This is a genomic window from Bacillus sp. GW821-FHT01G09 (assembly GCF_059422205.1).
This window is the reverse complement of record NZ_JBWKWL010000004.1, coordinates 314,139-333,826: the sequence shown is the minus strand read 5'-3', so window position 1 is coordinate 333,826 and position 19,688 is coordinate 314,139. Positions and strand designations below refer to the sequence as shown.

Below are 19,688 nucleotides of genomic sequence, written 5' to 3'. Positions count from 1 at the left end.
GGCACTGTGCCTTCTGTTTTTGTCTTACATCTAAGAATGTCTCTCTAAGGCGGCACCGGCAAACTGTTCTTTGATTTCTGCGCTCCGTTTAGCTGTTTCTTCAATACAGTGAATGATTGCTTCTTCAAAGCGGGAGTCCTGTAAAGCGCGAAGACCTGCCTCTGTAGTGCCTCCAGGACTGGTGATTTCTTTACGCAGCTTTTCCGGCTGTTTGCCGCTTTGAAGGAGCATATCTGTTGCCCCTGCCATTGTCTGCAAAATGAGTGCTTTTGCCGTTTCTTTATCTAATCCTACTTTTTGTGCCGCTTTTTCCATCGCCTCGATATAACGATACACGTAGGCCGGGCCGCTGCCTGCAATTGCAGTGACAGCGTCAAGATGCCGCTCCTCAACCAGTGTTGCATCACCGATTGTTTCCAATAGAGCTTTTGCGGCAATAATATCATTCTTGCTTGCTTCCGCGCTTACGGAAAATCCGGTTGCTGATTTTCTGATTGCCGCTGATGTATTAGGCATGACGCGAATGACCGCGAGCTTTCTGCCAAAATAATGCTGAATGGTTTCGATGGTAAGGCCTGCAAGTACTGAAATTACAAGCTGGTCCTTGATATACGGCCGGATGCTGTCGATGCTTTCCGCCGCGTCTTTCGGTTTGAAAGCGAGGATAATGATATCGGTGTGAGTGAAAAACTCATTTTTATCTCTGCATGGACGCACGCCGTACGTTTCCTTTAATTCAATCAGACGCTCGTCATTTGAGCGATTTGTAATATAGATATGTTCTGGTTTTGTGATGCCGCTTTGCAAAATGCCGTTGATCATTGCTTCTGCCATTGACCCGGCGCCGACAAATCCTATCTTTTTCATTGATATCCTCCTTCTATCAGAACAACAAAAAACCTTTTCATCACGTAAAGGACGAAAAGGTTCGCGGTACCACCCTCATTAGCACAAATTGTGCTCAGCTCAAATCCCGTAACGCGGGAAACGTTTAGGTTTTCCTAACCGCGACTTGAGGGCAGGTTCTACAAACAAGCGGGCCGCAACACCTTTCAGCCGGGGGTATCGCTCTCTTAGGCCATTGCCTTGTATACTATTCCTCGTCATAGCGTTCCAATGGTTCTCGTTTTAGTTTGTTGTTCATTATGCAATGGCGGACAAGCTGATGTCAATAGCTTTTTCAAAAAGGTTTGTTCTCATTCAGCAATAATGACACAAGATCGAGAAAAAGCTAAAATATGAATAATGAATGAAGACAAGGAGCGAAAGGATGACAACTGAAGATGTAATTGCGATCCGCGTCCCGACGCCGTTTGCTGTCGGCGATGTTATCGTTTACCTCGTAAAAGGTGATGCACTGACACTTATTGATGCAGGACCGAATACAAAAGAGGCTGCCAGAGCCTTACAAGAGCAGCTTGCCGCTGTAAATGTGAAATTGTCAGATATCGAGCAGGTTGTACTGACTCACCATCATGCTGATCATACAGGCTTGCTTGATGTCTTTTCAGATGAAATCGAAGTGATTGGGCATGCATTCAACGAACCTTATATCAGCCGAAATCAAGCCTTTATGGATTGGCAAAAACGTTTTTTTCAAAAGCTGCTGCCTGAATTAGGCGTTCCATTTGATACGGGGAAGGCGGAAAAGCTGATTCGATCAGCGTACGCATTTTCCTGTACGAGATCTCTGACAAAATCAATCAGAGAAGGTATGGGCATAGATGGGCTTGAGGGCTGGTCTGTGTTGGAGATGCCTGGACATGCTGAATCGCATATCGTTCTGTTCCATGAAAAAAGCGGAAGGATGCTTGGCGGCGATCTACTGCTGGCCAACAGCTCGTCTAATCCGATTTTGGAAGCGCCGAAAGCGGGAGACGTCAGGTCAAAGCCTTTAGTGGATTATCAGCGGTCATTGCGAAGGCTGTCTCAACTTGATCCAACAATCGTATTTCCTGGTCACGGCGAGCCTATCACCAGTGTACAAGCGCTGATTGAGAAGCGTTTTGACAAGCAGAGGAACAGGACGGAGGATGTGTGTCGCATGCTGGATGAAAAGCCAATGACCGCTTTTCAGGTCTGTCAGCAGCTTTTTCCTGCTGTATATGAAAAGGAATTGTTTTTAACGATGTCAGAAACGGCAGGTCACCTTGATGTGTTGGAGGCTGAAGAAGCCATCACGTCATATTGGGAAGGAAATACCGCATACTTTAAAACAATGAAGAGGTGAAATGGGTGAAACATATAGCGGGAAAAAGGATTTGGATAACCGGCGCTTCAGGAGGGCTTGGTGAAAGAATCGCATACTTATGCGCGGCTGAAGGAGCCCATGTCCTGCTGTCGGCTAGACGCGAGGATCGTTTGATAGAAATCAAAAGGAAAATAACCGAGGAATGGAGCGGACAGTGTGAGATTTTTCCTCTGGATGTCGGCCGCCTAGAGGATATTGCCCGGGTCCGCGATCAGATCGGCTCGGTTGATGTACTGATTAACAATGCGGGCTTCGGTATATTTGAAACGGTTTTAGACTCTACATTGGATGACATGAAAGCGATGTTTGATGTGAATGTCTTCGGCCTGATCGCCTGTACAAAAGCGGTGCTTCCGCAAATGCTTGAGCAAAAAAAGGGCCATATCATCAATATCGCCTCTCAAGCGGGGAAAATCGCAACACCGAAGTCTAGCCTGTATTCCGCGACTAAACATGCCGTGTTAGGTTACTCAAACGCTTTGCGGATGGAGCTTTCGGGAACCGGCATTTATGTGACAACAGTCAACCCGGGACCGATTCAGACGGACTTTTTTTCCATTGCTGATAAAGGCGGGGACTACGCCAAAAATGTCGGCCGCTGGATGCTTGATCCTGATGACGTAGCAGCTCAAATTACAGCTGCAATTTTTACGAACAAGCGGGAGATCAATCTTCCGCGTTTAATGAATGCCGGCACTAAGCTGTATCAGCTGTTTCCAGCTCTTGTAGAAAAGCTGGCAGGACGCGCGCTCATGAAAAAATAATGATGGAACTGCCTGTAGTGGAGTGGCTTGTTTCTCACGGGGCAGTTTTTGATAGTGGAAGGGAGAGATTGTTGAATGTCAGTTCATTCAGAAGTCCTTCATGCTCTGTTTAAAGATCCATTTATACAGAAACTGATTGATGCAGAGCCTGTATTCTGGGCAAATTCAGGCAAGAAAGAGGGGCCATTACCCCGTGCAGATGAGTGGGAAACCGAGATAGCGGAAGCGGAAAAAAGAATGCGGCGGTTTGCACCTTACATTTCCGAGGTGTTTCCTGAGACGAAAGGTGCTAAAGGAATCATCGAGTCTCCGCTTTTTGAGGTGCAGCATATGAAGGAAAAGCTGGAAGCGGCATATCAGCAGCCACTTCCGGGAAGATGGCTTTTAAAGTGCGACCATGAGCTTCCGATTTCAGGATCGATTAAAGCGAGGGGCGGGATTTATGAAGTGTTAAAGCATGCTGAAAATCTCGCGCTTCAAGAAGGAATGCTTCAGGAAACCGATGATTACCGCATCTTACAGGAAGAGCGGTTTACCGGGTTTTTCTCCCGCTATTCGATTGCTGTCGGTTCGACAGGGAATCTGGGTTTAAGCATCGGCATCATCGGCGCGGCACTCGGGTTTCGCGTGACAGTGCATATGTCCGCCGATGCTAAGCAGTGGAAAAAGGATCTCCTCCGCCAAAAGGGAGTCACTGTTATGGAGTACGAAACAGATTACAGCGAAGCGGTCAACGAAGGGAGACGGCAGGCGGAACAAGATCCATTCTGTTATTTTATTGATGATGAACATTCTCGTCAGTTGTTCTTAGGATATGCTGTTGCTGCAAGCCGATTAAAAACACAACTTGACTGTATGAATATACAGCCGAGTCTTGAGACGCCTTTGTTTGTGTATCTGCCGTGTGGAGTCGGCGGAGGACCGGGCGGTGTAGCATTTGGGCTGAAGCTTTTATACGGAGATGATGTTCATGTGTTTTTCGCAGAACCAACTCATTCACCTTGTATGCTGTTAGGGCTTTATTCAGGACTTCACGAGAAGATCTCCGTCCAGGATATCGGCCTGGATAATCAGACTGCTGCTGACGGACTTGCCGTAGGGAGGCCGTCAGGATTTGTCGGCAAGCTGATTGAACCGCTTCTGAGCGGCTGTTATACGGTAGAGGACAATACGCTTTATACTTTGCTTCATATGCTGGCTGTATCTGAAGATAAATATTTAGAGCCCTCTGCTCTTGCGGGCATGTTCGGGCCGGTTCAGCTTTTTTCGACAGAAGAGGGAAGGCGCTATGGTCAGAAATATAAGATGGAACATGCCGTACATGTCGTCTGGGGAACGGGAGGAAGCATGGTTCCAAAAGAAGAAATGGCTGCGTATAACCGAATCGGTGCCGATTTGCTAAAAAAACGAAATGAAAAATAAGCAGACAGTGAAAAGGTTTTCCGTTACAATCTTTGTAAGGGTTTTAACCTACAGAGAGTCAGGTGTAAACAGTGAAAAATAAAGAACTTAACTTACATACTTTATATACACAGCACAATCGTGAGTCTTGGTCTGGTTTTGGGGGGCATTTGTCGATTGCTGTATCTGAAGAAGAGGCAAAAGCTGTGGAAGGATTGAATGATTATCTATCTGTTGAAGAAGTGGAAACGATCTATATTCCGCTTGTTCGCTTGCTTCATTTACATGTCAAGTCTGCGGCTGAACGCAATAAGCATGTCAATGTTTTTTTGAAGCACCCACATTCAGCCAAAATTCCGTTTATTATCGGCATTGCCGGCAGTGTCGCAGTCGGAAAAAGCACGACGGCGCGGATCTTGCAGAAGCTGCTTTCGCGTTTGCCTGACCGTCCAAAAGTGAGCCTTATCACGACAGATGGTTTTTTATTTCCTACTGCCGAGCTGAAAAAGAAAAATATGATGTCTAGAAAAGGGTTTCCTGAAAGCTATGATGTAAAGGCGCTGCTCGAATTTTTGAATGACTTAAAATCAGGAAAGGACAGCGTAAAGGCCCCGGTGTATTCCCATCTAACCTATGACCGCGAGGAAGGTGTGTTCGAGGTTGTAGAACAGGCGGATATTGTGATTATTGAAGGCATTAATGTGCTTCAGTCGCCCACCTTGGAGGATGACCGGGAAAACCCGCGTATTTTTGTTTCCGATTTCTTTGATTTTTCGATTTATGTGGATGCGGAGGAAAGCCGGATTTTCACTTGGTATTTAGAGCGTTTTCGCCTGCTTCGGGAAACTGCTTTTCAAAATCCTGATTCATATTTTCATAAATTTAAAGACTTGTCCGATCAGGAGGCTGACGAGATGGCAGCCTCGATTTGGGAGAGTGTCAACCGGCCGAATTTATATGAAAATATTTTGCCGACTAAATTCAGGTCAGATCTCATTTTGCGTAAGGGAGACGGGCATAAGGTCGAGGAAGTGCTGGTAAGGAGGGTATGAAATTGTGCATCATATCGAACTGTATGTCTCTGATTTGGAGGCGTCTAAACGGTTTTGGGGATGGTTCTTAAAAGAACTTGGCTATAAAGAGTATCAAAAATGGAGCTCAGGCATCAGCTGGAAGAAAGATCGTTTTTACCTAGTGATTGTGCAGGCGAAAGAGCCATTTCTAGAGCCGGAATACCATAGATGCCGAGTCGGTCTGAACCATCTCGCATTTCATGCTGAATCCAAGCTTCAAGTCGATCAGATGACCGAAAAATTGACGGCAAAAGGTTATCGTGTGTTGTACCGAGACAGGCATCCTTTTGCCGGAGGAGACGGGCATTATGCAGTCTTTTGTGAGGATCCAGACCGGATTAAGGTAGAGCTCGTTGCCCCAAGCTGTTAATCGTGATCTTCGGACAGGCTGTTCAGCTTTTTCTCAATGCGATCCAGCTGCGCTTTTCGGTTTTTCGCATACTTGAAGCCTGTAACAGCCGCAAAGATGACAGCGGCAAATATAATAAATACAAACAGCTGAAACATCACATCACCTATATTCATGTTCTTCACCTCATGTTTGCGGGAGAGTTTCATTCTCTTCCGTTTTTTATTTAAAGCGGCTTTTCCAGACGAGAACGGTGTTTTGTGGTCTCCATTTTCATTTGCCGATAGGCGAACGCTAAAAATGGCAGGCCGAGCAGGGTAATGCCGCTCAGGACAGAAAAAATAAAAATCGGCCTGTCAGCGCCAAACAGGTCTATACATATCCCCCCGACCCAAGGGCCGATGACGTTTCCGAGCTGTGAAAAACCGATTGCCCCGAAATAAGTGCCTTTTAATCCTGGTTTTGCAATCTGGTCTACATACAAATCCATCATAGAGAATAAAAGAACTTCGCCGATTGTAAATGTGATGACAATCATCACAATTGATGGAGCACCGTGCGATACGGTGAAAATGGCCATGCTGATGCTAACCATCACATTACCGAGCATCAGAGAACAAAGCGGCGAAAACCGTTTTGCAAAATGGACAATGGGAAATTGCGTCGCCAACACTACGATTGCGTTTAATGTCAGCATCAGCCCGTACAGCTTCGTTCCATTGCCGATCAAGGGGTTCTGCGCCATATACTGAGGGAATGTGGAACTAAATTGTGAGTAGCCGAAGGTGCATAGCGTAATGCCGACCAAAGCAATGGTAAAAAGATAATCCTTTTGCGTGACCATAAACGCTTCCCGCACGCTCATATTTCGGGATTGGGCTGGTGCTGATAAGGATGGATGTTTTTTAAATTGGAGGGCAAGCACAATTCCGTATAGTCCGTAAATGACTGCAGGCACCAAAAAGGGCGTAGTCGATTGCGATGAGCCGAAATATAGGCCAAGCACAGGTCCGAAGACAACGCCGATATTAATAGCTGCATAGCGTAAATTAAAAACTAGCAGTCTCGTTTTTTCTTCTGTCATATCAGACAGCAAGGCCTTTGAAGCGGGCTCAAACAGTGATTTGCAAAGACCGTTTAATGCGTTAACTACAAAAAACACCCAGAGATGAGATGCCGCCGCAAAGCCTGCAAATACCAGCATCCATCCGAAAATCGATACAAGCATCATGTTTTTTCTGCCGAATTTATCTGAGATATATCCGCCGTAAAAGCTTGCGAGGATGCCGACTGATGAGCTCGCGGCAATGACCAGCCCTGCATAGGAAGCTGATGCGCCTTGGACGGCTGTCAAATAAATCGCTAAAAAAGGAATGCTCATCGATGTTGCCATTCTGCCGAAAATGGTTCCGATTATAATTGTCCAGCTGATCGGGTGGATATCTTTCCATTTCTTCATGAATTATATTCTCTCCTGTATGTAAGATCTTCCTCTATCATATATGAAAAAATTTCCTTCTCCAATAGATCATTCAAAATATTTCGTTTTTGACATGTAGTATGCCTGATTGTATGGATGGCAATATACTATGCGTTGAGGATGCGTGTGGCTGACGGAGTTTACATCTTGAAATTGAAGAAGGAAAATGACGGGATGTCCGATGAAAAGCAAAGCGATTGGTCAGTGAGGGTGTGTTAGTTTAAGCCGCCAGGACGTAGATCATATCGGCAGTGAAACCGGCTATGAGATCAAGATGTAAGCTGAAAACCGATGGACCGCATGACAGAACAAGAGAGCACATCTCTTCGAAAAAGTGTATACGCGTGATCATGGACAGCTTATTCCGTTTTGCGCGAGCACTGAGGGGAATTTTATGCCAGGCCATATGAATCTATGGAGCGTGAGAAAATCCTGCTTTTTTCTGTGAGCCTGAAACTGTTTATTTGTTTCGGGCGGTGTTTTCAAAGGGAAGCCGCATCAGCGGCTGAACGAACTGACAGTCATGCGTTTAAGAGAACAGGCCTTGGTTTGTGACATAGTCATAAATGATATCTTCTATATGCGCATGCAGATCCTCATCCGGTTCTTCATTCCGTCTCTCTTGTAGAGCCGCTTTCAGGCTTTGTTTTTCATACGGGCTTAACGGATCTATAGCAACGTTTCTGCCGTATTGACGCAATGCCTGTCCCAGCATTTTTTCGACAAATTTCTCCATCATGACTCTCCTATCCTTATGCTTCGCTTTTATTCTACTAAATGTTTTTCTTCTCTCAAACCCTTGTATCATATTTTCTGTCAGACAAGAATCATTTACCAGTATAAAACGAACATACTTTCGCATATAATGAAAAACGAACATAAGTTCTTTTTAGAGGTGTGTATGATGAAAGAAAAAGTGATTTTTCTCGTTGACATGCAATCGTTTTATGCATCTGTAGAGAAAGCGGAAAATCCATATTTGAAAAATAGGCCCGTCATTGTTTCGGGTGACCCTGAAAAAAGGGGCGGAGTCGTATTGGCTGCCTGCCCGCTGGCGAAACAAAAGGGTGTGGTGAATGCTTCACGGCTGTGGGAGGCGCAGGAAAAGTGTCCTGAGGCTGTTGTGCTCCGGCCGCGTATGCAGCGGTATATTGATGTATCACTGCAAATTACGGCCATTCTAGAGGAGTATACAGACCTTGTGGAGCCGTATTCCATCGATGAACAGTTCATGGACATTACAGGCAGCCAGAAGCTGTTTGGGACGCCGATGGAGATCGCGAAAAGCATTCAGGGCAGAATCATGCGGGAAATCGGCGTTTATGCACGGGTGGGAATCGGCCCTAACAAAGCGCTGGCCAAAATTGCGTGTGACAATTTTGCCAAAAAGAATAAAAACGGTATTTTTACCTTAACGAAAGAAAATATGAAAACCGAAATGTGGCCGCTCCCGGTGGGCAGCATGTTTGGCGTCGGGAGCCGCATGAAGCATCATTTAAATCGAATGGGCATCAGCACGATCGGCGGGCTCGCGGCTTTTCCGCTCGATCTTTTAAAAAAGAAATGGGGCATTAACGGCCACGTGCTGTGGATGACGGCAAACGGAATCGACTATTCCCCTGTGTCAACTTCGTCTCTGGACGGGCAAAAGGCGATAGGCCATGGAATGACTCTCCCGAGAGACTACGAACACTTTGACAAAGAAATCAAGGTCGTATTGCTTGAGCTGAGTGAAGAGGTGTGCAGGCGAAGCCGAAACGCCGGGGTCATGGGGCAGACAGTGTCAGTGAGCTGCCGGGGTGCTGATTTTGATTGGCCGACGGGCTTCAACCGGCAAGTGAAGCTGGCAGAGCCGACTAATTCTACGCAGGATGTATATGAGGCTGTACGACGGCTGTTTCTTACATTTTGGGACGGGAAACCCGTCCGCCGCCTCGGTGTCAATCTGTCTCAGCTCTCATCTGATGACATATGGCAGCTCAATTTATTTCAGGATTATGCAAAGAAAATGAGCCTAGGCTATGTGATGGACGGCATTAAAAATCGATTCGGCGATACAGCAATCATCAGGGCGGCGTCACTGACAGCGGCAGGCCAGGCATTTGAACGTGCGGCTAAAATAGGAGGGCATTATAAATGAACGACCATTTAAAAAGGGGCAACCTGCTGTGGGAAGGGAGCAGGATGTTTCTGCCGGAACATAAGCAAAGCCTGCTGGAGAGAAAGCGACTTAAACAGAAGCTGCAAAAGCCGATCCTTGACCCCGATAAGCTGGAAGAGCTGAATCAAACGCTTTGCGCCGCGATGGAGTTTGCTCAGGATATCACTGTCAGCTGCTTTCAGGACGGTGAGATTGTCTGCTGCACCGGGAAAATCTGCCGGTATGAAGAGTTTGAAAAAGCAGTATGGATAAAAGGAGACGAGGATCAGCTTTATAAGCTGAAACTTGATCAAGTGCTTGATATTGTGCTGTAAAGTCTCTCCTCCTGCTTGGGGGAGAAATAGGCATAAAATGATCAAACATTGTTCCCTCGGCAGTCTGGAAACGTATGATACAGGAAAGAAGGCATTTACAATTCCAGCCAGGCAAAATATAATTTTTATATTGTGAGAAAAAGAGCTGACATTCGTTTTGCCAGACGGAGGGAGATCAAATCGTAATGGATATTCGAACAATCACGTCTTCAGATTATGAAATGGTAACGTCTGTACTGAATGAATGGTGGGGCGGCAGACAGCTGAAAGAAAAATTGCCGAGACTATTTTTTGAGCATTTTCAGGACACAAGCTTTATTACATCCGAACATAACAGCATGACCGGATTTTTAATCGGATTTCAATCGCAATCGGATCCTGAAACGGCGTACATTCATTTTTCCGGTGTGCATCCAGATTTCAGAAAAATGCAAATTGGGAAACAATTGTATGATGTATTTATCGAAACAGTAAAACAAAGAGGCTGCACCCGGGTGAAGTGCGTCACTTCACCTGTGAATAAGGTATCAATCGCATATCACACAAAATTGGGGTTTGATATTGAAAAGGGCACCAAGACGGTAAATGGCATCTCAGTGTTTGCAAACTATGATGGCCCGGGCCAAGACAGGGTACTGTTTGTCAAAAACATATGAGGGGGAAATATAATGGATTTTTTATCAAAAACACCTGAGCCTCCTTACTATGCAGTCATTTTTTCTTCTGTCAAAAGCGAAAATGACACAGGATATGGAGAAACAGCGGAGCGGATGGTATCGCTTGCGGCGGATCAGCCTGGATTTTTAGGCGTGGAAAGCGTACGTGAAGCGGATGGAAGGGGCATCACAGTTTCCTATTGGGACAGTATGGACGCAATTAACCATTGGAAGCATCACACTGAACATCAAGCAGCAAAAGAAAAAGGAAAAAGCGTTTGGTACGAGTCGTATGCAGTCCGCGTCGCAAAAATCGAAAGACAGCGGCTGTTTCAGGAGAACACGAATGATTGAATTTCTCCAGCATAAGGAAGACACTATAGCGCGTGAGATTTTAGCCGTACAGATCCCCGCCTACATAAAGGAAACAGAGATTATCGGTTTTGACGGTATTCCCGCTTTACAAGAGAAGGTGAAGGATATTCAAGCATCCCATGAGCGGTTTGCGGGATATCGGAAAAACGGCAAGCTGATCGGTGTCATTTCATATGAGAAAAACATGCATCATCTCACCATTTGCAGGCTTATTGTGCATCCTGACGGTTTCAGAAAAGGAATTGGACGAGCGCTTCTGCAATTTGTCATTGATCATAACGAAGACGCTGAGAAAATCGAAGTAGTCACAGCCGAGAACAATACCCCGGCTGTGTCACTCTATACACAGGCCGGATTCCAAAAGGCAGAAACCGTCAAAGCAGCGCAGGGTCTATTGCTGACGGTCTTTCATTTGTATCCGAAAAGAAAAGTTGAGGTCATTCTCTACAACGAAAAATGGGCAGAATGTTTCGATGAAGAAAAAGAACGGCTGAAACTGGTGTTCGGGCCGGAGATTATCGCTGTTCATCACATCGGAAGCACATCAATACCGAACATGGCAGCGAAGCCAATCATTGATATGTTAATTGAAGTCAGAAGCATTGAAGCCGTGAGCCAATTTGATGAACAAATGAAGGCTAACGGCTATACACCAAAAGGTGAGAACGGCATAGCGGGCAGGCGTTATTTCCAAAAGGGCGGAAATAAACGCACTCATCATGTCCATATGTACGAACAGGGAAACCCTGCTATTGAAAGGCATCTGTTATTCAGAGATTATCTCAGAGCTCATCCAAACATAGCGAAAGAATATGCCGTTCTCAAAAAACGGCTGGCGGCCCAGCATCCTGACAGCATCAATCAGTACATACAAGGGAAAGATGAGTGGATCAAGACTGCAGAAGAAAATGCGAAGCGGTGGAAAAAAGGCAGAAACAATGCGAATGGCAGTGTTGTATGCTACAATAGCGAAAATGATGAAAACGGGGGTTTCACCTTATGAACATACATGTGACAGATGCAGCAAAACAGGCACTGCAGCAGGCGTTTGACGCCAACCCGGGAAAAAAAGCCCAGCTTCGTTACGATGCAGAAGGATGCGGCTGCGCTGTAAGCGGTGTCCCGACAATCTGGCTGGCAGAAGAATTAACGGGACAGTGCGAACAGCTGGAAACGAATGGCATTACGCTGTATATCCAATCGTCGCAAAAAGTGTTTTTTGACGATCAAATGACGATCGATTACAATGAAAAAGCCAAAACATTGGCGCTGAAAAGCCCGGCTGAAATGCTCAGCCCCAGAATGAGCATATTAGTAAAGTAGGAGACGCGAAACGTGGAACAAAAGCTGAAGGCAATGAAGAACACAGCACAAAATAAAACGTGGGTATCCTTCCTGAATCAAAACCATCCCTATACCTTGCTTCACTGGTCAATTGGAGGAGCAGAGTCCATCAAGAAAGATGTCTGGCTATTGCAGGATGAAATGACCTTCGAGACGCAGGAGTTTACAACGATAGATCTTGCGATTGAATGGATCAGAGAAAATATGGATGGCATTACCGACGTTCTGTAACATAAAAAAGCGGAAGAGCCGAAGAGGCCTTTCGCTTTTTTATTCTGTTGAATCATTCATGTTGTCTAAAAACTCCTGCACCGTTTTTCGGTACGTGTCCCGATTTTTGGTATATGACATGGCGTGTTCACCGTTCTCGGCAATGTACAGCGCTTTCGGCCCGCGTTTCTTTTCATAAAGCCGCTCGGTCGAAGAAACAGGAATGTAGTCATCATCCTTACTGTGAATAAAGAGGACCGGCTTTTCGATTTTATCAATGACAGCAAGCGGAGATACTTCGCGTGCGCGATAGCCGCCCCTCAGCTTCAAAAAGAAGTCGGCGATAGGGAGCAGGGGCCAAGACGGGAGCCTGTATTCCGCTCTCAGCCGGTAGGCAAGCTGTTCATCAAAACATGCGAACGGACAATCGACAATATAAAAATCAGCGCCATCGCTGCAGTGTGCACCAGCATAAAGCAGGGCGGTCACAGCTCCCATCGACTCACCGTGAATTCCGATCAATCCGCGATGATTTGTTTTGTTTTTGAGCCAGCTGACAACCTTATTGAGATCATCCTTTTCGTAAAACCCGTAGCTGGTCGTCTTTCCGCCGCTTTGGCCATGCCGGCGATGGTCATAAATGAGCACATTCCAGCCGAGATCTAGAAATAAATGCATATACTTAAGAGAATTCAGTACATTCATCGTCACCCCGTGGCAGATGATGATGGTATTTGGTGTGTCATGCGGTGCGACATGGTATCCTTTTATGTCGTACCCGTAAGCGGAGGGTATCACAAAAGCGGTTTTCTCCATTTGTTCAAATGATTCAAACACATCATGTCCGTTGTCTGTCTCTCTTTTGATAATGTCTTCATCCGTTTTTCTCTTGATGAATAGAATCATATTCGAAAAAACAATTCCGATTGCGATGACAGCTGTTACGAGAGCTCCAATGGCCAAAAGGATTTTCTTCAAAAGTCACAGCACCTTTCAACTAAATATAGGTAATTCGTGTTTGAAATCATTATACCTAAACACTGCTCCGCTGAGAAAGTGATCAGAAGAGAGTCTGCTTGTTCAGTGTATATGCTCCGTGATAAACTGTCTTCAAAACAAAACATGGGGGAAGTCTGAATGAAAAAACAAAAATCCGCTGACAAACACCAGCTAAAAGACGGCCTTCAATCCGATATCAAAGCAAAGCTTATGGAGATGAAGAGCCAATTGAAGGAAGAGGATGAAAAGAGGCAGGAAAGAGAAAAAGCAGAACAGATCAGAAAGAAAAAAGAGATCGAAAAAAATAAGAGCTTTGAAGAACTCCTAAATGAAAGCCAAATGGATTGGCATCAATATAAATAAACCAGCACCTGTACGGGTGCTGGTTTTTCTGCTATGAGCGATGAGCTTTGTAAATGTCTTGTTTCGTATGAGATTGGAGCGCTTTGATTTCCTCCTCGGTTAAACGCCGTGCATTTGCTGCCTGAATATTTTCCCGTAACTGCTCAATCTTACTGGCGCCTGTAATCACTGAAGCGACAGCCGGCTGTGCTAGCAGATACTGCAGCGACTTTTCTGTCATGGAAAGATCGGGAGCCACTTCCTCCATTGCCTTGCGGGCATTTGTCAGTTCCTCGAATGAATAGGACAAGTACCCGTTTTGTTTCATGCTGTCTGAAGCTTGATCAAGCGGTTTTTCAGTTAAGAGCCCTTTGGCAACAGGACCTCTGGCGACTACGCTGATTTGATGTTCCTCTAAAAGCGGGAGCCATTCCTCAGGGCGTCTGTCAAATAGGCTGAATTGCATCATAATGCTGACGATGTTTGATTTTTTTACATATTCTTTAATCACATTCGGGCGGATGGAAGAAATGCCGTAGTAGCGGATGACACCTTCTTGTTTTAATTCCTCAAACGCTTCAATCGTTTCATCAATGTTGTCCTCTATCGTGCCGCCGTGGAGCTGATAAAGGTCGATATAATCTGTTTTCAGCCGTGTAAGGCTCTTTTTTACCGCCTCTTTTATGTAAGCTTTTGAAGGGTCCCAATACCAGCCCTCGCTTCCGTCATCCCAACGGTTTCCCGCTTTTGTTGCCAGAATAATATCCTGGCGTCTGTTTTGGATCGCATCACCGACAATTTCTTCATTGCGTCCCCGGTCATACAAATCCGCTGTGTCCAAATAGTTGATGCCGAGCTCGATCGCTTCATCCAGAATGGACAATGCTTTGTTTTTTTCAGTTCCAAGAGACATACAGCCGAGTCCGACTTCACTAATGTCTAAATCAGATGTACCCAATTTGCGCTTTCTCATGTGCACACTCCTTTTTTAGGCTTTGTATTGACCGTAATATAAAGGAGCTAAAGTTTCAACTTTTATGGCTTTGAGATCCAATCTTTCACATATTGAAATGTGCGTCCATACTCTTTTAACTTCGCCCGAATTTCCCATGCTTTTCCGACTAAGACAACACCTTTTGGCATGCGGTGCATTTTCACGAAGAAGCCCCCTTTTGCTCTAGTATGATAAAATGTATGGGGCATCATATAGAGACAGAACGGGAGATGAAGAAATGAAATCATTAGAAGAAAAAACAATTGCCAAAGAACAGATCTTTTCGGGTAAAGTCATTGATCTTTATGTCGAGGATGTAGAGCTGCCAAACGGCAAAGCCAGTAAACGTGAAATTGTGAAACACCCTGGAGCTGTAGCGGTACTAGCCGTCACAGATGAAGGGAAAATCATCATGGTCAAACAATTCCGTAAGCCGCTTGAGCGGACGATCGTTGAAATTCCGGCCGGTAAGCTTGAAAAAGGTGAGGAGCCGGAGTATACGGCACTTCGGGAACTTGAAGAGGAAACCGGTTATACAGCAAAAAAACTGACAAAAATAACTGCGTTTTATACATCACCCGGATTTGCAGATGAAATCGTTCACGTGTTTCTTGCTGAGGAGCTTTCTGTGCTTGAAGAAAAACGGGAGCTTGATGAGGACGAGTTTGTTGAAGTGATGGAGGTGACGCTTGAAGATGCGCTAAAGCTGGTTGAATCGCGTGAAGTATACGATGCTAAAACAGCCTACGCGATTCAGTATCTTCAGCTGAAAGAAGCGCTCCAAGCACAAAAATGAAAAAGATTTACGCGGATTTGCACATTCATATCGGCCGGACCTTTACAGGAAGGGCTGTCAAAATAACTGGCGCCAAAACATTAACGCTGGACAGAATTTTGGTTGAAGCCAGTGAACATAAAGGAATTGAACTCCTCGGCATTATCGACTGTCATTCTCCGGAAGTCATTCTAGAGCTTGAGGAAGGCATTTCATCTGGAAAATATCGCGAGCTTGACGGGGGAGGAATCCGTTATCGCAGCACGACTCTTTTATTGGGGAGCGAGCTGGAGATTTATGATGAAGCCTGCAGCGGACCGATCCATGTGCTCGTATTTATGCCGACGCTGGCTGATATGAAACAGTTTTCAAACTGGCTGTCAGCCCGGCTGAAAAATATTCATTTAAGCTCGCAGCGGATTTATGAAACGGGCTTAAACCTGCAAAAAAAAGTGCAGGATATGGGCGGCCTGTTTATCCCCGCCCATATCTTTACGCCGCATAAAAGCTTATATGGAAAAGGGGTTAAATTAAGCTTAACTGAGGTTTTTGATCCATCTATGATAGACGCGGTGGAGCTTGGATTAAGCTGTGATACAGACATGGCATCACACGTATCTGAATTGAATCCGTATCCTTTTTTAACAAATTCTGATGCGCATTCGTTGGGGAAAATCGGCAGAGAATATAATGAACTATATGTGCAGTCAGCTGATTTTACTGAATTTGCTCTTGCATTAAAGGGACAAGATGACAGGGGAATTATCGCAAATTACGGCTTGGACCCGTTATTGGGGAAATATTATCAGACGGCTTGCGAAGCGTGCGGAGAGCCTGCTGTAAGCGGGGAAACAGCGTGCGCGAATTGCGGAAATGCCAGATTTACCAAGGGAGTCAGCGAAAGATTGCATGAATTGAGTGATCAGCTTGAAGTTCGCGTCCCGCGTCCGCGATATGTACATCAGATCCCGCTGCAATTTGTTCCGGGTGTAGGCCTGAAAACGCTGGACAAACTAAAAAAAGCCTTCGGAACAGAAATGGCTGTTCTTCACGAGGCTGCAGAAGAAGATTTGGCTCGCGTTGTCCCGCCGAAAACCGCGGCGCTTATCGTAAAAGCGAGATCCGGAAAACTGGAATTGAAAGCCGGAGGAGGAGGAACCTACGGTAAAATTAAACCGTGAGCTAAAGATTAACTCAGTTCCTCCTGTACTTTTCTTTTTGTCCGTATAAAGGTAATCAGCTGGATGATTTCATCTTCACTCAGCGGCTGGCCATCAACAGAAATGGTAAAGTCAAGGCTGCTCCACGTGGCCAATTCTATGGCCTGAGGAGCAGTCTGCTTTTGTTTCTCGCGGCCTAAAAGTTCATCGCAGGTTGTGTCAAAGAGGTCAGCCAGCATGGCAAGCGCTTCAAGTGAAGGCCGTCGGTAGCCTGACTCGTAGCCGGCATATGTGCTTTTTGCGATGCCGAGAAGGTCAGCTGTATATTGAAGCGACCAATTTTTCTTTTTTCTCAATTCAGTTAAACGATCTAGATTCATGAACTTCCGCTCCTTTTTCACCTTGAGCTGATTATATCATATAGGTATTAGGAAGTGTACGCGAATTGAATAATAATGTCTTGCGTATTTTATTTTCCGTGTCTATAATTGCATTAAAAGTATGCGAAAAGCGAATACCTTCTCGCAACCCATCTTTAGATACAGTGAAGAGGTGCATGGTATGAAAAAATTATTGATGTTGACAACTGGGGGAACGATTGCTTCAGTTGAAGGGGAAAATGGGCTGGCTCCCGGAGTCAAGGCTGATGAATTATTAAGTTACGTATCAAAACTTGATAACGATTACACAATGGAAACTCAGTCGCTTATGAATATAGACAGCACCAATATGCAGCCTGAATACTGGGTGGAAATAGCGGAAGCCGTTAAGGAAAATTATGATGCCTATGACGGGTTTGTTATTACTCACGGTACAGATACAATGGCCTATACATCTGCCGCACTATCGTATATGCTGCAGCATGCCAAAAAACCGATTGTCATCACCGGCTCGCAGATTCCGATCACGTTCCAAAAAACCGATGCTAAAAAAAATATTACAGATGCCATTCGATTTGCCTGTGAAGGCGTGGGCGGCGTTTATGTTGTGTTTGACGGCAGAGTCATTCAGGGAACGCGTGCGATCAAATTAAGAACGAAAAGCTACGACGCATTTGAAAGCATCAATTACCCATATATCGCTTTTATCAATGAAGACGGGATCGAATACAACAAACAAGTAACGGAACCTGAGAACGACACCTTCACAGTTGACACTTCACTATGCACAGATGTATGTCTGCTGAAGCTGCATCCAGGCTTAAAGCCCGAAATGTTTGATGCCCTGAAAAGCTTGTATAAAGGAATTGTCATTGAGAGTTATGGCAGCGGAGGGGTGCCGTTTGAAGGCAGAGACATTTTGTCAAAAGTGAATGAGCTGATCGAAAGCGGCATTGTCGTCGTCATTACGACTCAATGTCTTGAAGAAGGCGAAGACATGAGCATTTACGAGGTTGGCCGCAGAGTCAACCAAGACTTAATTATCCGATCAAGAAATATGAACACAGAAGCAATTGTGCCAAAATTGATGTGGGCACTAGGCCAGTCTTCGGATCTTCCTGTCGTCAAGAGAATTATGGAAACGCCGATAGCTGATGACGTTGTCCTGTAAAATGTAAAAACGATAACCAGCAAAGAGAAAGAAGGTTAAAGATTATGTTAAACGGCCAAAAAGAATATCGCGTGGAAAAAGACTTCCTTGGGGAAAAACAAATTGAAGCAGATGTTTATTACGGAATTCAGACGCTCCGTGCTTCTGAAAATTTCCCGATCACAGGATACAAAATCCATGAGGAAATGATTAACGCACTGGCGATTGTGAAAAAAGCTGCGGCTCTTGCCAACATGGACGTGAAACGGCTGTATGAAGGAATTGGCCAAGCTATCGTACAAGCCGCTGACGAGATTCTCGAAGGCAAGTGGCACGATCAGTTTATCGTCGATCCGATTCAGGGCGGTGCCGGAACTTCTATGAACATGAACGCGAATGAGGTTATCGGAAACCGGGCGCTTGAAATCATGGGACATAAAAAGGGAGATTATATCCATTTAAGTCCAAACACACATGTGAACATGTCACAGTCTACGAACGATGTGTTTCCGACTGCTATTCATATTTCCACATTGAAGCTCTTAGAAAAACTGCTGAAAACAATGGAAGATATGCATAGCGTGTTTAAGCAAAAAGCACAGGAGTTTGACTCTGTTATTAAAATGGGCCGGACACACCTTCAAGATGCGGTTCCGATCCGTCTTGGCCAGGAATTCGAAGCTTACAGCCGTGTTCTCGAGCGTGATATCAAACGAATCAAGCAATCGCGCCAGCACCTATATGAAGTCAACATGGGCGCAACTGCTGTTGGTACAGGGCTGAACGCTGATCCTGAATATATCAAACAGGTAGTAAAGCACCTTGCTGATATTAGCGGGCTTCCTCTTGTCGGCGCTGATCATCTTGTTGATGCGACACAAAATACAGATGCCTATACAGAGGTATCAGCTTCATTAAAAGTCTGCATGATGAACATGTCGAAGATCGCAAACGACCTGCGCTTAATGGCGTCGGGACCGCGCGCCGGACTTGCGGAAATTTCTCTGCCTGCACGTCAGCCGGGTTCATCTATTATGCCGGGGAAAGTCAATCCGGTTATGGCGGAGCTGATCAACCAAATTGCGTTCCAGGTTATCGGAAACGACAATACAATCTGCCTTGCTTCAGAAGCCGGCCAGCTTGAGTTGAACGTCATGGAGCCCGTGCTTGTCTTTAATTTGCTTCAATCCATCAGCATCATGAACAACGGCTTCCGTTCGTTCACTGACAACTGCTTAAAAGGCATTGAAGCCAACGAAAAGCGTATGAAGCAATACGTAGAAAAAAGCGCAGGCGTGATCACAGCTGTCAATCCGCATCTTGGGTATGAAGCGGCAGCTAGAATTGCCAGGGAAGCAATTATGACAGGGCAATCTGTCCGGGATCTTTGTCTGCAGCATGATGTGCTGACTGAAGAAGAATTGGATATTATTTTAAACCCATATGAGATGACAAAACCAGGTATCGCAGGGAAAGAACTATTAGAAAAATAAAATTTGTACAAAATACA

25 protein-coding genes are annotated in these 19,688 nt (G+C 45.3%); 17 read left to right on the top strand and 8 right to left on the bottom strand.

Annotated features, from left to right (window positions below):
* Window positions 1–30: 30 nt before the first annotated feature.
* Window positions 31–867, bottom strand: coding sequence for a pyrroline-5-carboxylate reductase (gene proC, locus AC07VD_RS15320; RefSeq protein ID WP_124058552.1), 837 nt, complete (start codon window positions 865–867; stop codon window positions 31–33).
* A 403-nt stretch (window positions 868–1,270) separates the two neighbouring features.
* Between proC and AC07VD_RS15315 the strand changes: the two genes are divergently transcribed.
* From AC07VD_RS15315 to AC07VD_RS15295, 5 genes are all read left to right on the top strand, one after another.
* A complete protein-coding gene (locus AC07VD_RS15315) occupies window positions 1,271–2,230 on the top strand; it encodes an MBL fold metallo-hydrolase (protein WP_494721817.1) in 960 nt (319 codons plus the stop codon).
* A 5-nt stretch (window positions 2,231–2,235) separates the two neighbouring features.
* Window positions 2,236–3,015 (top strand): SDR family oxidoreductase, encoded by a 780-nt coding sequence (locus AC07VD_RS15310; RefSeq protein WP_144483054.1) that lies wholly within the window; start codon window positions 2,236–2,238, stop codon window positions 3,013–3,015.
* A 75-nt stretch (window positions 3,016–3,090) separates the two neighbouring features.
* Window positions 3,091–4,437: a D-serine ammonia-lyase gene (gene dsdA / locus AC07VD_RS15305; RefSeq protein ID WP_217018273.1), complete on the top strand. Its 1,347-nt coding sequence runs from the start codon at window positions 3,091–3,093 to the stop codon at window positions 4,435–4,437.
* A 71-nt stretch (window positions 4,438–4,508) separates the two neighbouring features.
* Window positions 4,509–5,468 carry a type I pantothenate kinase gene (coaA, locus tag AC07VD_RS15300; protein ID WP_003245966.1) on the top strand — a complete coding sequence of 320 codons (960 nt, stop codon included), beginning with the start codon at window positions 4,509–4,511 and terminating at the stop codon, window positions 5,466–5,468.
* 4 nt (window positions 5,469–5,472) lie between these two features.
* Window positions 5,473–5,859, top strand: coding sequence for a VOC family protein (locus AC07VD_RS15295; RefSeq protein WP_217018282.1), 387 nt, complete (start codon window positions 5,473–5,475; stop codon window positions 5,857–5,859).
* Here AC07VD_RS15295 and AC07VD_RS15290 read toward each other — a convergent pair.
* The 3 genes from AC07VD_RS15290 to AC07VD_RS15280 form a co-directional block, all read right to left on the bottom strand.
* Complete coding sequence (locus tag AC07VD_RS15290) at window positions 5,856–6,014, bottom strand: hypothetical protein (protein ID WP_014477259.1); 159 nt, start codon at window positions 6,012–6,014, stop codon at window positions 5,856–5,858. The two genes, AC07VD_RS15295 and AC07VD_RS15290, sit on opposite strands and share 4 nt — an antisense overlap.
* A 50-nt stretch (window positions 6,015–6,064) precedes the next feature.
* Window positions 6,065–7,297, bottom strand: coding sequence for an MDR family MFS transporter (locus tag AC07VD_RS15285; protein ID WP_217018285.1), 1,233 nt, complete (start codon window positions 7,295–7,297; stop codon window positions 6,065–6,067).
* A gap of 550 nt (window positions 7,298–7,847) precedes the next feature.
* Window positions 7,848–8,054, bottom strand: coding sequence for a YqzH family protein (locus AC07VD_RS15280; protein WP_004398642.1), 207 nt, complete (start codon window positions 8,052–8,054; stop codon window positions 7,848–7,850).
* Between the two features lie 165 nt (window positions 8,055–8,219).
* Here AC07VD_RS15280 and AC07VD_RS15275 point away from each other — a divergent pair, with 165 nt between their 5' ends.
* The 7 genes from AC07VD_RS15275 (at window position 8,220) to AC07VD_RS15245 (ending at window position 12,399) form a co-directional block, all read left to right on the top strand.
* Window positions 8,220–9,458, top strand: coding sequence for a DNA polymerase IV (locus AC07VD_RS15275; protein ID WP_080263027.1), 1,239 nt, complete (start codon window positions 8,220–8,222; stop codon window positions 9,456–9,458).
* Window positions 9,455–9,793, top strand: a complete 339-nt coding sequence (locus AC07VD_RS15270; protein WP_163138281.1) for a YolD-like family protein — start codon at window positions 9,455–9,457, stop codon at window positions 9,791–9,793. Before AC07VD_RS15275 ends, AC07VD_RS15270 begins: the two co-directional genes overlap by 4 nt.
* 185 nt (window positions 9,794–9,978) lie before the next feature.
* Window positions 9,979–10,449: a GNAT family N-acetyltransferase gene (locus AC07VD_RS15265; protein WP_004398668.1), complete on the top strand. Its 471-nt coding sequence runs from the start codon at window positions 9,979–9,981 to the stop codon at window positions 10,447–10,449.
* A 9-nt stretch (window positions 10,450–10,458) separates the two neighbouring features.
* A complete protein-coding gene (locus AC07VD_RS15260) occupies window positions 10,459–10,803 on the top strand; it encodes an antibiotic biosynthesis monooxygenase family protein (RefSeq protein ID WP_072557091.1) in 345 nt (114 codons plus the stop codon).
* Window positions 10,796–11,827, top strand: coding sequence for a GNAT family N-acetyltransferase (locus tag AC07VD_RS15255; protein ID WP_217018289.1), 1,032 nt, complete (start codon window positions 10,796–10,798; stop codon window positions 11,825–11,827). Before AC07VD_RS15260 ends, AC07VD_RS15255 begins: the two co-directional genes overlap by 8 nt.
* Window positions 11,824–12,147 carry an iron-sulfur cluster biosynthesis family protein gene (locus AC07VD_RS15250; protein ID WP_217018290.1) on the top strand — a complete coding sequence of 108 codons (324 nt, stop codon included), beginning with the start codon at window positions 11,824–11,826 and terminating at the stop codon, window positions 12,145–12,147. Before AC07VD_RS15255 ends, AC07VD_RS15250 begins: the two co-directional genes overlap by 4 nt.
* Before the next feature lie 12 nt (window positions 12,148–12,159).
* Window positions 12,160–12,399: a YqkC family protein gene (locus tag AC07VD_RS15245; protein WP_003230411.1), complete on the top strand. Its 240-nt coding sequence runs from the start codon at window positions 12,160–12,162 to the stop codon at window positions 12,397–12,399.
* Window positions 12,400–12,438: 39 nt separating this feature from the next.
* Here the strand turns inward: AC07VD_RS15245 and AC07VD_RS15240 are convergent, their stop codons facing one another.
* The gene (locus AC07VD_RS15240) at window positions 12,439–13,356 is read right to left on the bottom strand and encodes an alpha/beta hydrolase (protein WP_217018291.1); all 918 of its coding nucleotides are present in this window, start codon (window positions 13,354–13,356) and stop codon (window positions 12,439–12,441) included.
* Window positions 13,357–13,515: 159 nt separating this feature from the next.
* Between AC07VD_RS15240 and AC07VD_RS15235 the strand changes: the two genes are divergently transcribed.
* Window positions 13,516–13,740: a YqkE family protein gene (locus AC07VD_RS15235; RefSeq protein ID WP_003230416.1), complete on the top strand. Its 225-nt coding sequence runs from the start codon at window positions 13,516–13,518 to the stop codon at window positions 13,738–13,740.
* Between the two features lie 31 nt (window positions 13,741–13,771).
* Here the strand turns inward: AC07VD_RS15235 and AC07VD_RS15230 are convergent, their stop codons facing one another.
* Both AC07VD_RS15230 and mciZ read right to left on the bottom strand, forming a co-directional pair.
* Entirely contained in the window at window positions 13,772–14,692 is a 921-nt protein-coding gene (locus AC07VD_RS15230) for an aldo/keto reductase (RefSeq protein WP_015714213.1), read from the bottom strand.
* Window positions 14,693–14,754: 62 nt separating this feature from the next.
* Window positions 14,755–14,877, bottom strand: coding sequence for a Z-ring formation inhibitor MciZ (gene mciZ / locus AC07VD_RS15225; protein WP_217018296.1), 123 nt, complete (start codon window positions 14,875–14,877; stop codon window positions 14,755–14,757).
* 74 nt (window positions 14,878–14,951) lie between these two features.
* Between mciZ and nudF the strand changes: the two genes are divergently transcribed.
* Entirely contained in the window at window positions 14,952–15,509 is a 558-nt protein-coding gene (gene nudF / locus AC07VD_RS15220) for an ADP-ribose pyrophosphatase (protein ID WP_004398600.1), read from the top strand.
* Window positions 15,506–16,669 carry a TIGR00375 family protein gene (locus AC07VD_RS15215; protein WP_342819523.1) on the top strand — a complete coding sequence of 388 codons (1,164 nt, stop codon included), beginning with the start codon at window positions 15,506–15,508 and terminating at the stop codon, window positions 16,667–16,669. The genes nudF and AC07VD_RS15215 overlap by 4 nt, the downstream gene beginning before the upstream one ends.
* An 8-nt stretch (window positions 16,670–16,677) precedes the next feature.
* On the opposite strand, the gene ansR is transcribed toward AC07VD_RS15215, so the two are convergent.
* Entirely contained in the window at window positions 16,678–17,028 is a 351-nt protein-coding gene (ansR, locus tag AC07VD_RS15210) for an HTH-type transcriptional regulator AnsR (protein ID WP_004399024.1), read from the bottom strand.
* Window positions 17,029–17,209: 181 nt separating this feature from the next.
* On the opposite strand from ansR, the gene ansA reads away from it, so the two are divergent.
* Window positions 17,210–18,199: an asparaginase gene (gene ansA / locus AC07VD_RS15205; protein WP_015384018.1), complete on the top strand. Its 990-nt coding sequence runs from the start codon at window positions 17,210–17,212 to the stop codon at window positions 18,197–18,199.
* 44 nt (window positions 18,200–18,243) lie between these two features.
* Window positions 18,244–19,671, top strand: coding sequence for an aspartate ammonia-lyase (aspA, locus tag AC07VD_RS15200; RefSeq protein WP_003230430.1), 1,428 nt, complete (start codon window positions 18,244–18,246; stop codon window positions 19,669–19,671).
* Window positions 19,672–19,688 lie beyond the last annotated feature (17 nt).

Excerpts from the sequence above, each read along its gene's own strand:
- proC (WP_124058552.1), bottom strand. The coding sequence starts at position 867 with ATGAAAAAGATAGGATTTGTCGGCGCCGGGTCAATGGCAGAAGCAATG.
- AC07VD_RS15315 (WP_494721817.1), top strand. The coding sequence starts at position 1,271 with ATGACAACTGAAGATGTAATTGCGATCCGCGTCCCGACGCCGTTTGCT.
- dsdA (WP_217018273.1), top strand. The coding sequence starts at position 3,091 with ATGTCAGTTCATTCAGAAGTCCTTCATGCTCTGTTTAAAGATCCATTT.
- AC07VD_RS15290 (WP_014477259.1), bottom strand. The coding sequence starts at position 6,014 with ATGAATATAGGTGATGTGATGTTTCAGCTGTTTGTATTTATTATATTT.
- AC07VD_RS15285 (WP_217018285.1), bottom strand. The coding sequence starts at position 7,297 with ATGAAGAAATGGAAAGATATCCACCCGATCAGCTGGACAATTATAATC.
- AC07VD_RS15280 (WP_004398642.1), bottom strand. The coding sequence starts at position 8,054 with ATGGAGAAATTTGTCGAAAAAATGCTGGGACAGGCATTGCGTCAATAC.
- AC07VD_RS15275 (WP_080263027.1), top strand. The coding sequence starts at position 8,220 with ATGATGAAAGAAAAAGTGATTTTTCTCGTTGACATGCAATCGTTTTAT.
- AC07VD_RS15270 (WP_163138281.1), top strand. The coding sequence starts at position 9,455 with ATGAACGACCATTTAAAAAGGGGCAACCTGCTGTGGGAAGGGAGCAGG.
- AC07VD_RS15265 (WP_004398668.1), top strand. The coding sequence starts at position 9,979 with ATGGATATTCGAACAATCACGTCTTCAGATTATGAAATGGTAACGTCT.
- AC07VD_RS15255 (WP_217018289.1), top strand. The coding sequence starts at position 10,796 with ATGATTGAATTTCTCCAGCATAAGGAAGACACTATAGCGCGTGAGATT.
- AC07VD_RS15250 (WP_217018290.1), top strand. The coding sequence starts at position 11,824 with ATGAACATACATGTGACAGATGCAGCAAAACAGGCACTGCAGCAGGCG.
- AC07VD_RS15235 (WP_003230416.1), top strand. The coding sequence starts at position 13,516 with ATGAAAAAACAAAAATCCGCTGACAAACACCAGCTAAAAGACGGCCTT.
- AC07VD_RS15230 (WP_015714213.1), bottom strand. The coding sequence starts at position 14,692 with ATGAGAAAGCGCAAATTGGGTACATCTGATTTAGACATTAGTGAAGTC.
- nudF (WP_004398600.1), top strand. The coding sequence starts at position 14,952 with ATGAAATCATTAGAAGAAAAAACAATTGCCAAAGAACAGATCTTTTCG.
- AC07VD_RS15215 (WP_342819523.1), top strand. The coding sequence starts at position 15,506 with ATGAAAAAGATTTACGCGGATTTGCACATTCATATCGGCCGGACCTTT.
- ansR (WP_004399024.1), bottom strand. The coding sequence starts at position 17,028 with ATGAATCTAGATCGTTTAACTGAATTGAGAAAAAAGAAAAATTGGTCG.
- ansA (WP_015384018.1), top strand. The coding sequence starts at position 17,210 with ATGAAAAAATTATTGATGTTGACAACTGGGGGAACGATTGCTTCAGTT.
- aspA (WP_003230430.1), top strand. The coding sequence starts at position 18,244 with ATGTTAAACGGCCAAAAAGAATATCGCGTGGAAAAAGACTTCCTTGGG.